The 18,393-nt window shown below is 69.4% G+C and carries 19 protein-coding genes; 11 read left to right on the top strand and 8 right to left on the bottom strand.

All coding sequences use genetic code 11. From position 1 onward, the window contains the following. The first annotated feature begins 32 nt into the window (after positions 1–32). The 4 genes from IEY84_RS04665 (at position 33) to IEY84_RS04650 (ending at position 5,232) form a co-directional block, all read left to right on the top strand. Complete coding sequence (locus IEY84_RS04665) at positions 33–1,223, top strand: MFS transporter (RefSeq protein ID WP_183545108.1); 1,191 nt, start codon at positions 33–35, stop codon at positions 1,221–1,223. Between the two features lie 228 nt (positions 1,224–1,451). Next, entirely contained in the window at positions 1,452–2,441 is a 990-nt protein-coding gene (locus IEY84_RS04660) for an MBL fold metallo-hydrolase (protein WP_221208743.1), read from the top strand. 72 nt (positions 2,442–2,513) lie between these two features. Next, complete coding sequence (locus IEY84_RS04655) at positions 2,514–3,236, top strand: LppX_LprAFG lipoprotein (RefSeq protein WP_183545114.1); 723 nt, start codon at positions 2,514–2,516, stop codon at positions 3,234–3,236. Positions 3,237–3,393: 157 nt separating this feature from the next. Continuing rightward, complete coding sequence (locus IEY84_RS04650) at positions 3,394–5,232, top strand: MFS transporter (RefSeq protein WP_183545116.1); 1,839 nt, start codon at positions 3,394–3,396, stop codon at positions 5,230–5,232. Between the two features lie 2 nt (positions 5,233–5,234). Here the strand turns inward: IEY84_RS04650 and IEY84_RS04645 are convergent, their stop codons facing one another. The 3 genes from IEY84_RS04645 to IEY84_RS04635 form a co-directional block, all read right to left on the bottom strand. Beyond that, positions 5,235–5,483 carry a metallothionein gene (locus IEY84_RS04645; RefSeq protein ID WP_183545118.1) on the bottom strand — a complete coding sequence of 83 codons (249 nt, stop codon included), beginning with the start codon at positions 5,481–5,483 and terminating at the stop codon, positions 5,235–5,237. An 83-nt stretch (positions 5,484–5,566) separates the two neighbouring features. After that, on the bottom strand, positions 5,567–5,710 hold the full coding sequence (locus IEY84_RS04640; RefSeq protein WP_183545120.1) for a GPGG-motif small membrane protein: 144 nt from the start codon (positions 5,708–5,710) through the stop codon (positions 5,567–5,569). A 118-nt stretch (positions 5,711–5,828) separates the two neighbouring features. Next, complete coding sequence (locus IEY84_RS04635; RefSeq protein ID WP_183545122.1) at positions 5,829–7,970, bottom strand: catalase; 2,142 nt, start codon at positions 7,968–7,970, stop codon at positions 5,829–5,831. 176 nt (positions 7,971–8,146) lie between these two features. Between IEY84_RS04635 and IEY84_RS04630 the strand changes: the two genes are divergently transcribed. After that, the gene (locus IEY84_RS04630) at positions 8,147–8,941 is read left to right on the top strand and encodes a sigma-70 family RNA polymerase sigma factor (protein ID WP_183545124.1); all 795 of its coding nucleotides are present in this window, start codon (positions 8,147–8,149) and stop codon (positions 8,939–8,941) included. Between the two features lie 59 nt (positions 8,942–9,000). Then, complete coding sequence (locus tag IEY84_RS04625) at positions 9,001–9,222, top strand: hypothetical protein (RefSeq protein ID WP_183545126.1); 222 nt, start codon at positions 9,001–9,003, stop codon at positions 9,220–9,222. Between the two features lie 80 nt (positions 9,223–9,302). On the opposite strand, the gene IEY84_RS04620 is transcribed toward IEY84_RS04625, so the two are convergent. From IEY84_RS04620 to IEY84_RS04605, 4 genes are all read right to left on the bottom strand, one after another. Further along, entirely contained in the window at positions 9,303–9,629 is a 327-nt protein-coding gene (locus IEY84_RS04620) for a plasmid stabilization protein (protein WP_183545129.1), read from the bottom strand. Between the two features lies 1 nt (position 9,630). Then, positions 9,631–9,774, bottom strand: a complete 144-nt coding sequence (locus IEY84_RS04615; protein ID WP_183545131.1) for a hypothetical protein — start codon at positions 9,772–9,774, stop codon at positions 9,631–9,633. A gap of 29 nt (positions 9,775–9,803) precedes the next feature. Then, entirely contained in the window at positions 9,804–10,337 is a 534-nt protein-coding gene (locus IEY84_RS04610; protein ID WP_183545133.1) for a sigma-70 family RNA polymerase sigma factor, read from the bottom strand. Between the two features lie 183 nt (positions 10,338–10,520). Further along, positions 10,521–11,141, bottom strand: a complete 621-nt coding sequence (locus IEY84_RS04605) for a helix-turn-helix transcriptional regulator (RefSeq protein WP_229788338.1) — start codon at positions 11,139–11,141, stop codon at positions 10,521–10,523. A 160-nt stretch (positions 11,142–11,301) separates the two neighbouring features. Here IEY84_RS04605 and IEY84_RS04600 point away from each other — a divergent pair, with 160 nt between their 5' ends. Together IEY84_RS04600 and IEY84_RS04595 are read left to right on the top strand one after the other, a co-directional pair. Next, positions 11,302–11,877 carry a hemerythrin domain-containing protein gene (locus IEY84_RS04600; RefSeq protein WP_183545143.1) on the top strand — a complete coding sequence of 192 codons (576 nt, stop codon included), beginning with the start codon at positions 11,302–11,304 and terminating at the stop codon, positions 11,875–11,877. 64 nt (positions 11,878–11,941) lie between these two features. Continuing rightward, positions 11,942–12,139 (top strand): hypothetical protein, encoded by a 198-nt coding sequence (locus tag IEY84_RS04595; RefSeq protein WP_183545145.1) that lies wholly within the window; start codon positions 11,942–11,944, stop codon positions 12,137–12,139. Between the two features lie 3 nt (positions 12,140–12,142). Here the strand turns inward: IEY84_RS04595 and IEY84_RS04590 are convergent, their stop codons facing one another. Continuing rightward, the gene (locus IEY84_RS04590; protein WP_183545147.1) at positions 12,143–14,164 is read right to left on the bottom strand and encodes a M3 family metallopeptidase; all 2,022 of its coding nucleotides are present in this window, start codon (positions 14,162–14,164) and stop codon (positions 12,143–12,145) included. A 62-nt stretch (positions 14,165–14,226) separates the two neighbouring features. On the opposite strand from IEY84_RS04590, the gene IEY84_RS04585 reads away from it, so the two are divergent. From IEY84_RS04585 to IEY84_RS04575, 3 genes are all read left to right on the top strand, one after another. Beyond that, entirely contained in the window at positions 14,227–14,724 is a 498-nt protein-coding gene (locus IEY84_RS04585) for a beta-class carbonic anhydrase (RefSeq protein ID WP_183545149.1), read from the top strand. Between the two features lie 182 nt (positions 14,725–14,906). After that, entirely contained in the window at positions 14,907–15,692 is a 786-nt protein-coding gene (locus IEY84_RS04580; protein WP_183545151.1) for an ABC transporter ATP-binding protein, read from the top strand. An 85-nt stretch (positions 15,693–15,777) separates the two neighbouring features. Then, a complete protein-coding gene (locus IEY84_RS04575; protein WP_183545153.1) occupies positions 15,778–18,390 on the top strand; it encodes an ABC transporter permease in 2,613 nt (870 codons plus the stop codon). The last annotated feature ends 3 nt before the right edge of the window (positions 18,391–18,393 follow it).

The raw sequence follows: 18,393 nt of genomic DNA, 5'->3' as shown, positions 1-18,393 counted from the left end.
CACATCGTCTCGGCCCGATCCATGGAGACCCCATGCCCGACACCACCACGCCTGCCCGGCGCGCCGGACGCCCCCAGGGCTTCCTGCTGATGTTCATGAGCTGCTTGCCGATCCTCGGCGCCGTGCTGCTCGCCCCCGTCCTGCCCAGGATGCAGGACCACTTCGGTCACAGCGGCGCGGCGACCGCGCTGGTGCCGCTCTCGCTCACCGTCCCGGCGCTGATGATCGCGCTGCTGGCGCCGTTCGCGGGTCGTATCGTCGACCGGTTCGGCCGCAAGCGGCTCCTGCTCATCGGCCTGGCCGTCTACGCCGTCTTCGGCACCGCGCCGCTGTGGCTCGACGGCCTCGGCGCGATCGTGCTCAGCCGTGCCGGGGTCGGCGTCGCCGAGGCGGCGATCATGACCTGCTGCACGACGCTGATCTCGGACTACTTCTCCGGCACCGAGCGCGACCGCTGGCTCGGCATGCAGACCGTGTTCGCATCGCTGTCGGCCACCTTGTTCTTCGCGCTAGGCGGGGCGCTGGGTGCCCAGGACTGGCGCAACCCGTTCTGGCTCTACGCCTCCAGCCTGGTTTTCCTCGTCCTCGCCGCGGCGCTCATCTGGCCGCCCGCCGGCGAGTCCGCTTCCGCCGAGGAGCACGCCCCGCTCCCGCCGTTGCCCACCCGCGCCCTCGCGCTGCCGTGCGCCGTCACGGTCGTCGGTGGCATCGTCTTCTACACCCCGATCGTGGAGCTCCCCTACGTGCTCGACGCGGCCGGGATCACTGCCGTCCCCGCCATCGGCGCGTTCGCGGCGCTCGCCTCCCTCGCCACAGCCAGCGGTGCGTACGCCTTCGGCCGAGTCTCCGGCCGCGGCACCGCCACGCTGCTTCCGATCGCCTTCGGCTTGGCCGGGATCGGCCTGGTCGTGCTCGGTGCCACCTCGGTGGTGCCGGTCATCGTGCTCGGCGCGGTCATCGCCTCTGCAGGCACCGGCCTGATGCTGCCCACCCTGCTCGTCTGGGCCCTGTCCGGCCTCACCTTCGAGCAGCGCGGCCGCGGCACGGGACTGTGGACCGCCGCGCTGTTCCTCGGCGAGTTCGTCTGCCCCCTTCTCGTCGTCGCCTTCACCGGTGCCCTCGGCGGTCTCGGCGCCGCCGTCGGACTCGTCGGTGCTGTCGCCCTCGTCCTCGCCATCGTCACCCGCCGGGTGCTCACCCGCGCCCTTCCCGTCCCCGCCTGAGCCAAGGAGACCGATCCAGATGTGTCATGTCATCAACAAGGCCGTCGCCGCAGTCCCCGCGACCGACCGGCGTCGACTGCTGTCGATGGTCGGCCTAGGGGCGGTCGGGGCGGTCACCGCCTCCACGATGCGTACGCCGGCGGCGGCCGCCGCCTCGCAGGCACGGTCAGCGGGCCGCCCGGATGCCCGGACGCGGGTCGTCCTGCTCGGTACGGCCGGGGGGCCGGCGTGCTCGACGGCGGCCGGCACGGTTCCTCGACCGCGATCGCGTTCGAGGACAAGGTCTACGTCGTCGACCTCGGGGTGGGCGCCTTCGGCCGTCTGCAGCAGAGCGGCCTCGGCCCGGAGACCGGCCTGGGATCGGCCCTCTCCTCGGTGCGCGGCATCTTCTTCACCCACCTGCACAGCGACCACACGGTCGACTGGCCCACGACGTACGCGATCGGGTCGATGAACATCGTCGGACGCTCCGACGGACCGATCCAGGTCTTCGGTCCGGCGGCCCGCGACACGCTCACCCGCGTCTTCCCGCCCACACGTCCGGCTCCGGCCGTCGTCAACCCGGCCGATCCGATGCCCGGCATCTCCTCGATGACCGACCATCTGCGCAACGCCTTCGCGCAGGACTTCAACGACCGACTGCGCGACAGCAACTTCCCCGACCCGGACACCCTCTTCGAGATCCACGACATCGACCACTCGGCGGTGTGGACGATCGACCCCGAAGGCGTGCCGCCAAGGCTCGAGGCCCCGATCCAGGTCTGGCAGGACGGCGAGGTCACCGTGACGGCGACGCTGGTCGACCATCACCCCACCGCTCCTGCGTACGGCTATCGCTTCGACACCCCCGACGGGTCTGTCGTGGTCTCCGGGGACACCTGTGTGAGCCAGAACCTCATCGATCTCGCGCGCGGTGCGGATGTCCTGGTCCATGAGGTGATCGACCCGGCGTTCATCGAGCGCCTCACCGCGTCCCTGCCGCCCGAGACCGCCGACCCGGTCCGCAAGCACCTGCTCGAGTCGCACACCACCATCGAGCAGATCGGCCGCGACGTCGCCGAGCCCGCCGGCGTCCGCACTCTCGCCCTCTCTCACCTCGTCCCCGGCGACAATCCGCCCTCCCGCTGGCGCAGGGCCCAGCAGGGCTTCTCCGGAAGTCTCGTCATCGGCGAGGACCTGAAGGTCATCCCCGTCGGTCGCGCCCGCCGGACCAGCTGAACGGCGGCTCCCGACACGACCGATCGGGCCTGAACACCCCACGGGGTTGCGAGGCGTGGCATCCTGACCCGCATGCTCAGCACGCTTCTGGGGCGGAACCTGCCGCGCCTCGCCTTCACCCTCGTCGCCCTCCTGGCCGCGCTCCTCGTGATGACCTCCTGCGGGGACGAGGACCCCGCCAAGGGACGTACGCCGCTGCAGGTCCTCGCCGCGGCACAGAAGCATCTCGACGAGACCAGCGGGATCAACTTCTCGATCGCCTCCGACGACCTGCCCGAGGGCATCACGACGCTGAAGGCGGCGACCGGGACGCTGACCCGGCAGCCCGCCTTCGAAGGCACCCTCACGGTGCCCGTGATGGGCACGGAAGCGCAGGTCGAGGTGGTCTCGGTCGACGGTGTCGTCTACGCGAAGCTGCCGTTCACGACCTCGTTCCAGGAGCTCGACCCGGCCGAGTACGGCGTGCCCGACCCGGCCGCGCTGATCGCTCCGGAGACCGGCATCTCCTCGCTGCTCTCGGCGACCCAGGACGTGAAGGTCGGCAAGTCGGTGCGTGGTGGCGCCGACAACGACGAGATCCTCTCGACCTACACCGGCACGCTCCCGGACACCGCGGTCAAGAAGATCCTCGCCGGCGCGTCCGGAGACTTCGACGTCACCTACATCATCAACGACGCCGACGAGCTCACCGAGGCCACCATCAAGGGCCACTTCAGCGGTGAGGACGAGGCGGTGTACTCCTACACGATCGACGTGACCGAGTACGGCGTGGACAAGGAGATCGCCAAGCCGTGAGGGCAGTAAGAGGTCGCATGGTCAGGGGCGCCGTCGCGAGCGTCGCGAGACGCGTGGCCTGGCAAGGCGCGGGCTCGACGGCGGTGTGGTGTACCGGCGAGAGACCGCAACGCCGCCAGGTCGCGGGTCTCGCGGCGCGCAGCAGGCGGCCCTGACCATGCGACCTCTTGTATGGCTGGCGGCCGTCGCGGTGGCGTTCGCCGCCGCTGACACCTACGTCGTCGTCCTGGCGCTGCCGGACATGATGGCGGGCGTCGGGCTCTCGATCGAAGAGCTGCAGCGGGCCGCGCCCCTCATCTCGGGTTTCCTGCTCGGCTACGTCGCGGTGCTGCCGCTGATCGGGCGGCTCGCCGACCTCCTCGGTCACCTGCCGGTGCTCGTCGGCGGACTCGTCGTCTTCGCGTTCGGCTCCTTCCTGACCGCGCTCTCGTGGGACCTGACCGCGATGGTGGTCGGCCGGTTCTTCCAGGGGCTGGGCGGTGGCGCTCTGGTGCCGGCGACCCTCGCTCTGGTGGCGGCGCTCTACCCGGTCGAGCGCCGTGGGGTGCCGCTCGGGCTGGTCTCCGCTGTCCAGGAGCTCGGCTCGGTGCTCGGTCCGCTGATCGGGGCCGCGGTGCTCGCGGTCGCGGACTGGCGGGCGATCTTCCTCCTCAACCTCGTCGTCGGCGTCGTGCTGGCGATCGCCATCAGCAGACTGGGCCGAAGCGCCGACCCGCGAGCCTCGCTGGTTGAGCCCGGCGAGCGCAGCGAGCCGGTGTCGAGACCAACACAGTCGGCTCCGAGCCCTGGTGGTCATCTCGACAATCTCGATACACCGCTCGACACGCCTCCGCCTGGCGGCTCCAGCGGCTCGACCGACGTAGCGGCGCTGCTGATGTTGCTGGTCGCCGCCGCCGCGTTCGTACTGCTGGCGATCGAACCCGCCGCTCTCGTCCAGGACCTGACCTGGGGCGCGCTCTACGTGCCGGCCGCAGGGTCGTCACGCTGGCTGACGCCGCTCGGCCTCGTCACGATCGTCGCCACCGTCGGGTTCCTGGCGAAGTGGGGCATGAGACCGGGCGTACGCGGCGTGCTCCGTCGGATCTCGGCCGAGGTCGATCTCCTCGGGGCGCTGCTGCTATCGATCGCTCTAGCCGGGGTGATCCTGGCCTTCGCGACCGCCGATCCCGAGGTGGCGGTCTTCTCCGAGCAGGGCACCTGGTATCTCCTCGCCGCTGCTCTGGCCGCGCTCGGCTTCGTCTTCCACCTGCGCCGCGCGCAGGACCCGATCGTGCCGCGCGGTGCGTTCGCCCGGATGCCTGCGTGGGGCTCGGTGCTCGTCTCGTTCTTCGTCGGCGCCGCGCTGGTGGCCGCGCTGATCGACGTACCCCTCTTCGCCCGCACCACCGTCTACGGCGAGAGCCAACTGAAGGCGGCCCTGGTGCTGCTGGAGTTCCTGGTCGCGCTGCCGGTGGGTGCCGTCCTGGGTGGTTTCCTCACCCGGCGGCTGCCCGCGGGCGTGATCGCGGGTGGTGGGATGCTGCTCGCGGCGGTGGCTTTCGTCTTCATGGCCCGCTGGGACGCCGAGGCGCTCCGTTCGCTCTCGTCGACCGTCGTGCTCGTGACCGGCGGCCTCGGCTTCGGTCTCGCGCTGGCGCCGGTCAACGCCGCGGTCCTGGCCACGACCGAGCAGTCGATGCACGGACTGACCACGTCCTTCACGGTCGTCGCGCGCATGGTCGGCATGCTCGTGGGCATCTCCGCGCTGACCACGATCGGCTTACGCAGCTACTACGCCGCCCAGGCCGACCTGCCGTCGCTGTCCTCGGTGTGCACCGGCGGTGGCATGTGCGAGGAGTACCAGGACCTGCTGATCGGCGCCGCCATCGCCCAGGAGCACACCGTCTTCGCCGGCGCTGCCGTCTGCGCCGCGATCGCCGCGCTGCTGTCGGTCGTGCTGCTCCGGGGAGCGCCGACCCGAGCTCTCTCCCCCACCGAGACCGTCACCGCTCTGTAGGTTCAGGAACCGCTGGTGACGCGGTCGCTCACGCCGGTCACGCCCACCGCGGTGGCGCAGTGAGCGCAGCAGAAGATGTGCTCCTCGTTCTGCACCCCGTGCCCGAGGATGCGGGTGCCGCAGTTGACGCACACCGGAGCGACCACCGCGACCGCACACTCGATCGAGTCGAAGACGTGATGCTCGCCCGACGCCGTGGTCACCTCGAAGCTCTCGTCATAGTCGTTGCCACACGTCACGCACTTACCCATGTCGGTCCTTTCGTCACACTGGACATCTCACCTGGACACCGCGCGGCCCGGGACCCTCGAGAGGGCACCGGGCCGCACGGTTTCTAGGTGAAGATGCTCACCCCACCGGGGCCGACCAGGAGGCCGACCACGATGAGGACTGCTCCCCACAGGATTTGGCCACGGATCAGCGACACGATGCCGCCGATCACCAAGACTGCCGCGATCAGCCAGAGAATTGTTGCCATTCGGATCTCACCTCGGTGTGTAGTTGTTGCGGGGGATGCTCGGACCTTGTCGTCCGAGCGGCTACGGCCCACCGGTACCCACCCCGGCGTCCGGATACTCCCCCTGACGGCAAACCTCTCAGGAGAGTGCGAATCGCTCCCACGAGCGGTGCGCGGCCAGCAGATCGGGAAGCTCGGCGGCGACCTCGGCTCCGGATCCCACCGCCTTGACCCCCGGTGCCGGCACCGCGATCCCGGCCGACGCGATCGCCTCGGCACCGTCGCCCCAGGCGAGCAGCGCCTTGCCGTGCCGGAAGATCTCTTCGACCAGGAGAAGCAGCTGCGGGTCTGCGGCGACGGCGCTGGCACCGTCGGCGAGCACCAGCGCGTCGTACTCCACCGATCGAGCGGTTGCGAACGTACGCTGCACGGCCAGCTCTCCGCCTACGGGCGCGCCCGTGGGGGCGATGAGCAGCGGAGTCATCCCCGCGCCGGACAGCGCCGTGCGCACCCCGTCGATCTGGTCGGCTCCACTGTCCGGGCCCGCGACGATGCCGACGACCCGTCCGTCCGGCGGGTAGGAGCCGCCGAGCATCGACAGGGCCGGGCTGGGCTCGGGGTCGGCGAGCTCCACGGTCGGGGACGGCGCCGGCAGGCCGAGTGCGGCCGCGACCCCACCGCACAGCTCTGCGGCGATGTTGGCCAGGCACTGCAGCTGCCGCTCGCGGATCGCCGGCTCGTAGACCTTGCCCAGCTCGAAGGAGTACGCCGCGATGATGTGCTGCTTCTCGACCGGCGTCATCGAGAGCCAGAAGAGGCGCGCCTGGCTGAAGTGGTCGTCGAAGGAGGCCGACTGGGCGCGCTGCTTGACCGTCTCGGGCACCGTCACCGGGTTGTCACGGAAGGCTCCCTGCGGGTCACCGGCCAGGAACGGGCAGCCGGCGTCGAGCGAGTTGGGGTGGTAGGGCGCCACGCCACGGTGCACCGCGTCCTGGTGGAACCCGTCACGCAGCATGTCGTTGACCGGGGCGTGCGGACGGTTGACCGGGATCTGGTTGAAGTTCGGCCCGCCGAGCCGGGTCAGCTGGGTGTCGACGTACGAGAACAGCCGAGCCTGCAGCAGCGCGTCGTCGGTGACGTCGATGCCGGGCACGAGGTTGCCGACGTGGAACGCGATCTGCTCGGTCTCGGCGAAGAAGTTGGACGGGTTGCGGTCCAGGACCATCCGGCCGATCTTCTGGACCGGCGCAACCTCCTCCGGGACCAGCTTGGTCGGGTCCAGCAGGTCGATACCGGCGTACGTCTGCTCGGGGGTGTCGGGGAAGACCTGGATGCCCAGCTCCCACTCGGGGTGGGCGCCGGCCTCGATCGCGTCCGCGAGGTCACGGCGGTGGAAGTCGGGGTCGAAGCCGCCGAGCATCTGAGCCTCCTCCCAGAGGAGGCCGTGCACGCCGAGCTTCGGCTTCCAGTGGAACTTGGCGAGGCTCGTCTCGCCGGCGGCGTTGACCAGCCGGAAGGTGTGGACGCCGAAGCCCTCCATCATCCGGTAGGAGCGGGACAGGCCGCGGTCGGACATGTTCCAGATCGTGTGGTGCTGCGCCTCGGTGTGCAGGGAGACGAAGTCCCAGAAGGTGTCGTGCGCGGACTGGGCCTGTGGGATCTCGCGGTCCGGGTGCGGCTTGCCGGCATGGATGATGTCGGGGAACTTGATGCCGTCCTGGATGAAGAAGACCGGCATGTTGTTGCCCACGAGGTCGAAGTTGCCCTCGTCGGTGTAGAACTTGGTCGCGAACCCGCGGGTGTCGCGCACGGTGTCGGCGCTTCCGCGCGAGCCGAGGACCGTCGAGAACCGCACGAAGACCGGCGTCTCCCGGCCTTCTGCGAGGAAACCCGCGCTGGTGACCGACTCGGCACCGCCGTACGCCACGAAGGTGCCGTGCGCGCCGGCGCCACGGGCGTGGACCACGCGCTCGGGGATCCGCTCGTGGTCGAAGTGGGTGATCTTCTCGCGCAGGTGGTGGTCCTGAAGGAGGGTAGGGCCGCGCTCCCCCGCCTTGAGCGACTTGTCGGTCTCGCGCAGACGCACCCCGCCGGAGGTGGTCAGCCACTCACCCTGCTGGGCGTTGACGCCCTGGTCGTCGTGGGCTCGCACGCCCGTCGGGGTCCGCACCTGGGGCGCACTCTGGTCGGGCTTGGGGCCTGGCGGCGGCACCGGCTCTGTGGGCTCCTCCACCGGCGGCGGCTCCGGAGCGGGGGCACCGGGGATCGGGATGTCGGACATGACGCTCCTTCGGTCGGGGACGGACTCGTGGGTCCCGTACCCCTGGCCGGCGCCGGCCATGCCCGGCGAGCATTTGTCACCCGAAGGGGTGGTTGCGGCCGCGAACAGGCACACCCGGGCGGGTGAACTTCTCGTCGAAGCCGTTGGAGAGCGGTCGAGCGCGGCACTACCTACACATGACGACGACAACTTTCGAGACAGACCTTCCCAGGGCCGAGCGACAGCGTCTGACCTCAGAGCTGTTGGCGCAGGCGCACGACGCCGAAGGAGAGGAGAAGGATCGGCTCCTCGAGGAGGTGATCCTCCTCAACGCCGCGGTCGCCCGCTCGATCGCTCACCGCTACACCGGCCGTGGGATCCCCCGCGCCGATCTGGAGCAGGTGGCGTACATCGCGTTGGTCCGGGCTGCGAAGAGCTTCCACCCCGACCGTGCCGACGACTTCCTCACCTACGCCGTGCCCACCATCCGAGGTGAGGTGAAGCGCTGGTTCCGTGACCACGGCTGGACGGTACGCCCCCCGCGGCCGATCCAGGAGCTGCAGAGCACCTTGCTGCGGATCGGCTCCGAGCGCGGAAACCTGCCCACCTCCGAGCTGGCCGAGATCGCCGACGTCCCGGAGCAGAAGGTGCGCGAGGCGCTCGACGCGCGAGGTTGCTTCACCCCCACCTCGCTGGACGCGCCGCTGCGTACCAGCGAGGCCCAGTCCTCGGGCGAGGCGACCATCGGCGACATGCTGCCCGGTATCGACGGCGGCCTCTCCGACTGCGAGACCCGGCTGACGCTGGAGCAGGCGATCAAGACGCTGTGTCCGCGTGACCAGCTCGTGGTCCGGCTCCGCTACCTCGAGGACCACAGCCAGGCCGAGATCGGCGAGGCCATCGGCGTCACCCAGACGCAGGTCTCCCGGATCCTGACCCGGATCATCGACGAGCTGCGAGGACAGCTCGAAGGCGTCGGCATCGCCGCATGACTCACAACCACGACGGGTACGGGACCGAACCGGCCGACCCGACAACCAAGGAGACTGGCATGACGTACTCAACGATCACCGGCGAGCGCGACGACACCGCCCAGCGCTCGCTGTGGAACGGCACACCCAAGACCAAGTGGCAGGAGTCCTCCTGGGGCAAGCGGATCCTCGCTGTGGCCGCATTCGTGGTGCCCGTGGCGATGACGGTCATCGCCACCATGGTGCGCAAGAAGGGGACCGACGCGGTGATGCGCAAGCTCACGGGCGGCGCGAAGAAGTGAGGGCCAGTACCTGACCGTGGACGCAAGCGAACCGGCCTATATGCGATACGCATATAGGCCGGTTCACTCAGTTGCCTCGGCTAACGCCCGACAGCCTTCTCGAGCTCGGCCTTGCTCATCTTCGAGCGCCCCTCGATGTTCTTCTTCTTGGCCTCTTCGTACAGCTGAGCCTTGGTCCGCCCTCCCGAGCCGCGGTGGCTGCGCAAGCCACCGCGGCGGCCTGAGGAGATGTCCTTGGTGGAGGTGCGGCTGCGCTCGCGGGACTCACCCTTGCGAGCACGCTCCTTGTTCACCGTACGAGCCGCGATCTCTTCAGCGGTGTCCTCGCTCTCGCCACGGTCGAGGGCACCTTCCTTGATGTGCTCGTACTGACGCTCTCGCTTCTTGCTCCAAGCACGTTGCGGCATCTCAGTTCCTCCTTCTCGGCTGTTCCACGCGCTCGTCGTCCTCGGCGACATCCTTGTTCCGCCTGGCGTCGTAGAGCCAGGCGGCGACGGCGACGAGGACGACCATCACACCTATCAGGGCGAAGATGATTACAGGGGTGCTCATAGCGGTTCGGTACCCACGATCGCTGCCGACTACGCGGCGAGCCCGATGCGCATCTGGCGGACGATCCGCGCCAGAGCCCGCGAGATCTGAGCCTGGGTGGCACCGATCCGTTCGCCGATCTCGGCCTGGCTCAGGCCGGCCACGTAGCGCAGCTGCACGATCGTCCGGTCGGTCTCGTCGAGACCTTCCATCGCCTGCTCGACGATGACGCGTGCCTCCGCACGCTCGAAGCCGGGATCGGGCTCCCCCATCTGGTCGAACAGCTCGTCTTCCCCCTCAGGACGTACGCAGCGGGCCAGGTCACGGAAGCAGTGGCGGATCTCGCCGGTGGCCATCGGCACGGCATAGCTCAGAAAAGCACCCTGCGAGGGGTCATAGCGGCGGGCGGCCTTCACCAGCCCGACCCTCGCGGCCTGACGGAGGTCGTCGACCTCGACACCGCGGCCCGCGTAGCGCGCGGCCAGGGAACGGGCCACCGGGAGGTGGCGTACGACCAGGTCCTCCGGCTGCACGGAGTCCTGCTGAAACTGAGTCGGAAGCGATGAGTCCTGCGTCGTGTCCATGGACCGAGTCTGCTTCCAATACCCCCGGGGATACCCGGATCCGTGCGGGATTTGGTCCTCAGGGGTGGGGTTGCCCCCACGGCCGCCCACCCCTGAGGGTTAGGCCGCGACCCCGAGTCCGTGCCGAGGCCGCGGCATCAGCGGCGCACCCGTGGTGTCAGCCGTGCCGCGGCACGGAAGGAGTCACCCCGACTGCTCCACCGACAGGTCTCCGGTAACCATCCGCGCCCCGACGGATGCACCCGACTCCAAGGAACTCGCATCGGGCGGCGCGAACCCGTGGGTGATCGCCCAGCTGACCGCCTGGCTGCGGGTCGTCACCTCGATCTTGCGGTAGGCCTGTCGGATGTGGCTCTTGAGGGTGTTCACGCTCACGACGAGCTTCTCGGCGATGTCCTTGTTGGACAGCCCTTGGGTGATCAGGGCGAGCACCTCTACCTCTCGGGTGGTGAGGCCGGCGACCGTTGCCAACCGATCCTCGGACTCGTCGATCGGCTCGCCGGAAGCGGCGAGCTCGATGCTGCGTACGAGCTCACCGGCGTGCACGCTCATCGACACCCATGCCTGCGCGCCCAGCGAGTAGGCCTTGGCACGTAGGTCGGGGCGCATGTCGCGGCTGAAGATCAGCACCTTCGCATCGGTCTCGGACAGCAGATACCTGAGGTCGGAGCCATCGGTCAGGTGCAGGCCGAGGGTGTCGTAGAGGATCACATCAACCCCCGGCGCCCGGCTGCGTACGGCCGGAAGCGCCGTCACGACCAGCCGGTCTGGATAGTCCGCGAGCATGGTGGTGAGCCCGCGCATGACAACCTCCTGCGGGCTGACCACCGCTACCCGCACAACCCCCGACCTCATCACACCTGAACCTTCTCAGATCGGCGGTCGCTTGGACAGATGTATAGCCGCAACACGCCGGGGGGTACTGGGCTTACGCCCACACGGAACCGGAGACAGGAGCGAAAACATGTCCCACGTGACCGAAGCCCTCAAGAAGGCCTCGGAGCTGCCCGAGGGCGACGTGGTCAGGATCCTGCTGCAGCAGCACGCCGGCATCCGGCAGCTCTGCGCCACCGTGGGGAGCTCAACAGGCCCGGCCAGACGTCAGGCGTTCGACGACCTGCGCGTGCTGCTCGCGGTGCACGAGACCGCCGAGGAGCTTGTCGTCCATCCGGTCGCCGCGGTCCATGGTGGCGAGACGCTCACCAAGGCGCTCACCGCTGATGAGAAGGAGGTCACCGAGATGCTGGCCCAGCTCGAGGAGGTCGGCGTCGACAGCCCCGAGTTCGACGCGACCTTCCCGATCTTTCAGATCGCGGTCGAGCAGCACGCCGAGGAAGAGGAGCGGGTCGAGCTCCCGTTGCTCCTCGCCGAGCTCGACGAGGCCGCTCGCCACACGATGGGCACACGTCTGTCCGCGGCCGAGCGGGTCGCACCGACTCGCCCGCACCCCGGCGCCACCGGGTCGATGCCCAGACAGCTCGCCACGATGCCGTTCCACTCCGTCGTGGACCGCGTCAGGGACGCACTGAGCCGATCGTGAGATGGCACAGTGGGTACCGGAACAGCATCGATGACATCACCACGTCTCAGATGGGAGCAGAACCATGGTCGAGAAGGAAACCAAGGACCCCGTGACCGGCGCTGACGAGAGCACCGAGTCCCCGATCCCCTTCCCAACGCCGGACCGGGTTGAAGAGGAGGGCGAGGAGCGCGATCCCCAGGACGAGACCGAGGAAGAGACGTTCCCCGCCAGCGACCCGCAGTCCAGCTGGGCAGGCCCCGAGGACCCGCGCGACCGCTGACCCTCAGGCCAGGCCCCGGCGCTCCAGCAACGGCGCGATCGGGGCCGGCCGCCCGCGCCACTCCGCATAGGACTCCAGCGGGTCGCGGGTGCCGCCGATGCCGATCACATAGCGGACGTACGCCTCGCCGTTCTCCCTGGTCAGGCCGCCGTTCTCCTTGAACCACGCCACCGTGTCGGCGTCGAGGACCTCGGACCAGATGTAGGAGTAGTACGCCGAGGCGTAGCCGCCGAAGATGTGCTTGAAGTACGCCGTGTGGTACCGCGACCGCACCGCCGGATTGTCCAGGCCGACGGCCGCGAGTGCGGCTGCCTCGAACTCTCCCACCGCCTCCGGTGAGGTCGGCACGTCGGCCGGACCGAGCTCGTGCCAGGCCAGGTCGATGAGCGCAGCAGCGAGGTATTCGGAGGTCGCGAACCCCTCGTTGAACGTGGCGGACGCCTCGAGCTTGCCGAGCACGTCGGCCGGGATCGGCTCGCCGGTCTCGTGGTGCACGGCGTAGTTGGCCAGCACCTCCGGCCAGAGCATCCACATCTCGTTGACCTGAGAGGGGTATTCGACGAAGTCGCGGTAGACCGAGGTCGCCGCGAACCGCGGGTACGTCGCCCGCGCCAGCAGCCCGTGGAGCGCATGCCCGAACTCGTGGAAGAGCGTGTTGACCTGGTCGAAGGTGAGCAGCGTCGGCTCCCCCGGCGCCGGCTTGGGCACGTTGAGGTTGTTGGTCACGATCGCCGACGGCTCACCCAGCAGCGTGTTGGCGGTGACGTAGGAGTTCATCCAGGCACCGCCCTTCTTCGAGTCGCGGGTGTAGAGGTCGAGCAGGAAGAGCCCGATCGGCTCGCCGTCGCGGGAGACCTCGAAGACGCGTACCTCGGGGTGGTAGCCCTGCAGGTCGGGGCGCTCCTCGAAGGTCAGCCCGTAGAGCCGGCCGGCGGCGAAGAAGACGCCGTCGTGCAGCACCCGGTCGGCCTCGAACCACGGCCGCAGGACGGCCAGGTCGACGTCGTATTCCGAGACCCGGACCTTCTCCGCGTAGTAGGGCCAGTCCCAGGCCTCGATCGGTCCGCCGGCCGATGCTTCGAGGGCTGCTTGCTCGGCGCGGGCATTGCGCGCCGCGGGGGCGGCGAGCCGCTCCAGCATGTCGCGGACGGCCTTCGGTGTGCCGGCCGTGTTGTCGGCGGTCACCAGGCCCGCGTAGCTGTCGAACCCGAGCAGCTGCGCCTTCTCAGCCCTCAGCCGCAGCGCATCGAGCGCGATCGCACGAGTGTCGTTGGCGTTGCCGCGCGAGCCGCGGGCGAGCTGGGCCTCGAACAGCCGCTGCCGGAGCTCGCGGTTCTCCAGGACTGACAGGTAGGGGTGGGCGGTGAACAGGGTCAACGTGATCAGGAACTTGCCCGCCAGCCCTCGGTTTTCGGCGGCCGCCGCAGCCGCCGAGATCTCCCCCGGGGTCAGCCCGGCGAGCTCCTCGACCGTGTCGACGACGACAGCGAGGTCGTTGGAGTCGGCCTGCGCCGCCTGCCCGAAGGCCGCCTCGAGCCCCGAGATCTCCTGGTTGAGCTCTCGCAACCGCGCCTTCTCCGCGGGACCCAACGCCGCCCCCGCGAGCACGAAGTCGCGGTGGTAGCGCTCGACCAGGTAGCGGTCCTCGCCCTCCAGCTCGGCCCGGTTCTCGTAGACCGCGTTCACCCGGGCGAAGAGCGCGTCGTCGAGGAGCAGGGCGTCGTGGTGGGCGGCCAGCCGAGGAGCGTACGCAGCGTTGAGCTCGTCCAGGTCGTCGTCGGAGTCCGCGGAGAGCAGCGAGAAGAAGACCCGCAGGACCCGGTCCAGCCGCTCGCCGGACCGCTCCAGGGCGACGAGGGTGTTCTCGAAGGTCGGCTCGTCGGTGGACGAGGTGATCGCGGCCAGCGCCGCCAGCTGCTCGGCCATCCCCTGCTCGATCGCCGGGCCGTAGTCCTCGATCGAGATGTCCGCGAAGCGGGGCAGTCGGTGGGGCAGGTCGCTGGGCTCGAGTAGGGCGTCGATCACATCGCGCACGCTATCTGACACACGTCGAGGTCGTCGCCGCGATATCGGCTACTTTTGGCCCTATGGCCGACTTCGATGACCTGCTTGCTGCGAACCGCGACTATGCCGAGAAGTTCGATGACGGAGGCTTCGACGGCGTCGCTCACGCCGGCGTCGCCATCGTGACCTGCATGGATTCCCGGATCGAGCCGCTCGCCATGCTCGGCCTGGGTCTGGGTGACGCCAAGATCTTCCGCAACCCCGGCGGCCGGGTCACCCCGCAGGCGATGGAGGCACTGGTGCTCGGCGTCCACCTCCTCAACGTCAAGCGCATCCTGATCGTGCCCCACACCCGCTGTGCGGTCGCCTCCAACACCGAGGTCGAGCTGCGCGCCAAGCTCGCCGAGTCGGCGGACCAGGACGCCTCCTGGCTCGACCTGACCGTCGTCGTCGACGACCAGACCCGCGCGCTCGCCGAGGACGTCGCCAAGGTTCGCTCCCACCCCTTCGTCCCCGAGGACGTCAAGGTCGGCGGGTTCATCTACGACGTCGACACGGGTCTACTCAGCCAGAAGATCTGAGTCCGAGCCTACGCCCCTGCGAGCGAAGCGAGCAGGGGCGTAACGCGAGGAGATCGAGCGAGCGCAGCGGGTGAGCTTGCGAACCCGCGAAGCGGGTCGAGATCCACACCTAGAAGCAACGTGCCGCGCTCTACGCCCCGAATTGGCATGCACCCCAACCACCTGTAGGCAAGAGTTGAGGCGTGAGCCTCACAGACCCGGCACCGCGTGAGATCGCCGCCCAGGCGATCGACCTGCACAAGACGTACGGCAAGGGCGCCGCGGAGGTCCGCGCGCTCGACGGCGTGAGCCTGGACCTCTACGCCGGGCAGTTCACCGCGATCATGGGCCCGAGCGGCTCGGGCAAGTCGACGCTGATGCATTGCCTGGCGGCACTCGACAAGCCCACGTCCGGCGAGGTGGTCGTCGGCGGTCGCAAGCTCGGCCGGCTTCGCGACCGTCGTCTCACGGCGCTGCGCCGTGACAAGATCGGGTTCGTCTTCCAGGCGTTCAACCTGGTTCCGACGCTGACCGCGCAGGAGAACATCCTGCTGCCCCTCTCGCTCGCGCGGAGGAAGCCGGAGAAGGGCTGGTTCGACCAGGTCATCGACACGGTGGGGCTGCGGCCGCGGCTCGACCACAAGCCGAGCGAGCTCTCCGGCGGGCAGCAGCAGCGGGTCGCCTGCGCCCGGGCGCTGGTCTCCAGGCCCGACATCGTCTTCGCCGACGAGCCCACCGGCAACCTCGACTCCACCTCGGCGGCCCAGGTGCTCGACTTCCTGCGCCACAGCGTCGACGATCTGGGGCAGACCATCGTCATGGTCTCCCACGACCCGGTGGCGGCCTCCTACTGCGACCGGGTGATCTTCCTGGCCGACGGCCGCATCGTCGACGAGCTGGCCAAGCCGAGCCGCGAGCAGATCCTGGCCCACATGGCCGACCTGCAGTCGCGGGCGATGGGGCTGGCCCCGATCGGCGAGGACGCCTGAGGGTGAACGAGCGTCAGCGAGTGAACCAGACAATCGGCACGCCGCCACCTCCGTACCCTGGCGCTTGCGCGACCGAGGTGGCGGCGTGCTCCGGCTGACGCTGCGCAACCTCGCCGCGCACAAGGTGCGCCTGCTCATGTCGACCCTCGCGATCGTGCTGGGCGTGGCGTTCCTGGCCGGCGTACTCACCTTCTCCCACGGCCTCGACCGCACCTTCTCCGGGATCATCAACGGCTCCACCCCCGATGCCCAGGTGCGGCCGGCCAACAGCACCACCGCGACCGAGGACGCCGCTCGTCCCGGCGGCGGCAGCGAGGCGATGCTGCGACCGGAGGCCATCGAGAGGCTGCGTACGCTGCCGGAGGTCGCCCGCGCCGACGGCGTCGTCCAGGGTGCCGGACTCTACGTGCTCGACACCGAGGACAAGCTGGTCAGCAGCTCCGGCGCACCCACGCTGGCGTTCAACCACACCGGCTCGCCCAACCTCCTCGGCGAGCCGATGCTCGAGCTCGACCTGGGAAGCTGGCCGAAGACCGAGAAGGAGCTCGTCCTCGACGGGGCGACCGCGGAGAAGGCCGGCTACGAGGTGGGCGACGCGGTCACGCTGATCGCGCCTCAGGGCGAGACCCGGCGCAAGGCCACCCTCACGGGCATCGCCGCCTTCAACGGCGGCGGCACCGCCGGCGCGCAGCTGCTCGTCTTCAGCACCGCCGGTGCGCAGGAGCTGTTCACCGAGGGGAAGGACGTCTACGCCGCCGTCTCCCTGACCGCTGCCCCCGGTGTCAGCCAGAAGGAGCTGGTCGAGGCTGCGAACACGGTCGTCCCGGACGGCTTCGAGGCCGTCACCGGCGACAAGGTGGTCGCGGAGTCCGAGGATGCCATCGGCGACTTCCTCGATGTGATCTCGGTCTTCCTGATCGTCTTCGCCGTGATCGCAGTGATCGTCGGTGCCTTCATCATCGTCAACACGTTCTCGATCCTGATCGCGCAGCGTTCGCGTCAGCTGGCTCTGCTGCGCGCCCTGGGCGCCTCGCGCCGCCAGGTCACCGTCTCGGTGCTCTTCGAAGCGCTGGTGATGGCGCTGATCGCGGCCACCATCGGGGTCCTCGCCGGTTGGGGACTGGCTCACGGCCTGGCCGCCGTCTTCCGTCAGGCCGGGCTGGAGATCGCCTCCGACGTACTCGACCTCACCCCACGCACCATCGGGATCTCCTACGCCGTAGGCGTCTTCGTCACGCTCGCCGCCGCACTGCTTCCCTCGCGCCGGGCCGCGAAGGTCCCGCCGGTGGCGGCCATGCGCGAGGACACCCAGCCGCCCGCCAGATCCACCGTCCTGCGTACGTCGGTGGGGCTCGTCCTGCTGGCGGTCGGCCTCGTGCTCGCGGCGATGCCACGGATCGGGATCCCCGAGATCAGCCTGCCCGGTGGGTTCGAGGTGCCGACGAGCCCGGCACTGTGGGTGGGCGTCGGAGCTGGTGTCTCGATCCTCTCGGTCGCCTGGATCAGCGCCTTCCTGGGCCGGCCGGTGCTGGCGGCACTGCGTACCGTCTCAGGGTTGGTCTTCGGGATGACCGGCAAGCTCGCCGGGCAGAACGCGATGCGCGACCCGCGGCGCACCGGCGCCACCGCGTCGGCGTTGATGATCGGGCTGGCGCTGGTCTCGTTGATCGGGGTGCTCGCCGCCTCGATGAACGCCTCGATCAGCGATGTGGTCGAGGAGGAGTTCAAGCCCGACCTGATCGTGCAGAGTCCGACCTTCACCCCGTTCCCGACCTCGATCGGCGACGAGATGGAGAAGGTCGAGGGCGTCGCGACCGTCTCCCGTTCCCAGGTGGCCCAGGCCGTCATCGGCAAGGTGGACCTGCAGAACCCGAAGAAGAACGAGCCCGCGTTCCTCTTCGGCGTCGACGAGGACATGCCGCGGATCTACGACCTGGACGTGCTCGAGGGCAGCGATGACGTCAAGCCCGGCCAGGTGCTGATCACCGAGGAGGCCGCGAAGGAGCACAAGTGGCAGCTCGGGGAACGCATCGACCTCACCTTTCGCAGCGGCCGCCAGCTGCATCCGCAGATCAGCGGGATCATCGCGAAGACCCAGGTCACCGGGGACATCACCGTACGCATCGAGGACCTCGTCGAGGCGAAGGTGCCGCGGGAGGACGCCTCGCTCAGCATTCTTCTCACGCCGGGCGCCGACCCGGCCGTGGTCCACGAGCGTCTCGACAAGCTCGTCGCGGACCGTCCGGTGGTCGCGGTGCAGGACAAGGACGAGTTCGCCGAGTCGATCAAGGGTCAGGTCAACCAGCTGCTCTACATGATCTACGGCCTGCTCGCGCTGGCGATCGTGATCGCCGTGATCGGCATCGTCAACACCCTGGGTCTCAGCGTCATCGAGCGCACCCGCGAGATCGGTCTGCTGCGCGCCATCGGCCTCTCCCGCGGCCAGCTGCGCCGGATGATCACCCTCGAGTCGGTGACGATCGCGGTCCTCGGCGCGGTCCTCGGGCTAGCCCTCGGGGTGCTCTTCGGGGTGCTGCTGCGCGACGCGCTGCGCGAAGACCTCACCAGCCTGCGGGTGCCGCTCGATCAGCTGGCCGTCTTCATGGCGATCGCGGTGGTCGTCGGCGTCCTGGCCGCGCTCCTCCCGGCCATCCGCGCAGGGAGGGAAGACGTCCTCAAGGCCATCGCCTCGGAGTAGTGT

This window comes from Nocardioides albus, from assembly GCF_014648255.1.
GTDB lineage: Bacteria > Actinomycetota > Actinomycetes > Propionibacteriales > Nocardioidaceae > Nocardioides > Nocardioides albus.
Note: the sequence above shows the minus strand (reverse complement) of the source record. Positions and strands in the feature narration are given on the sequence as shown.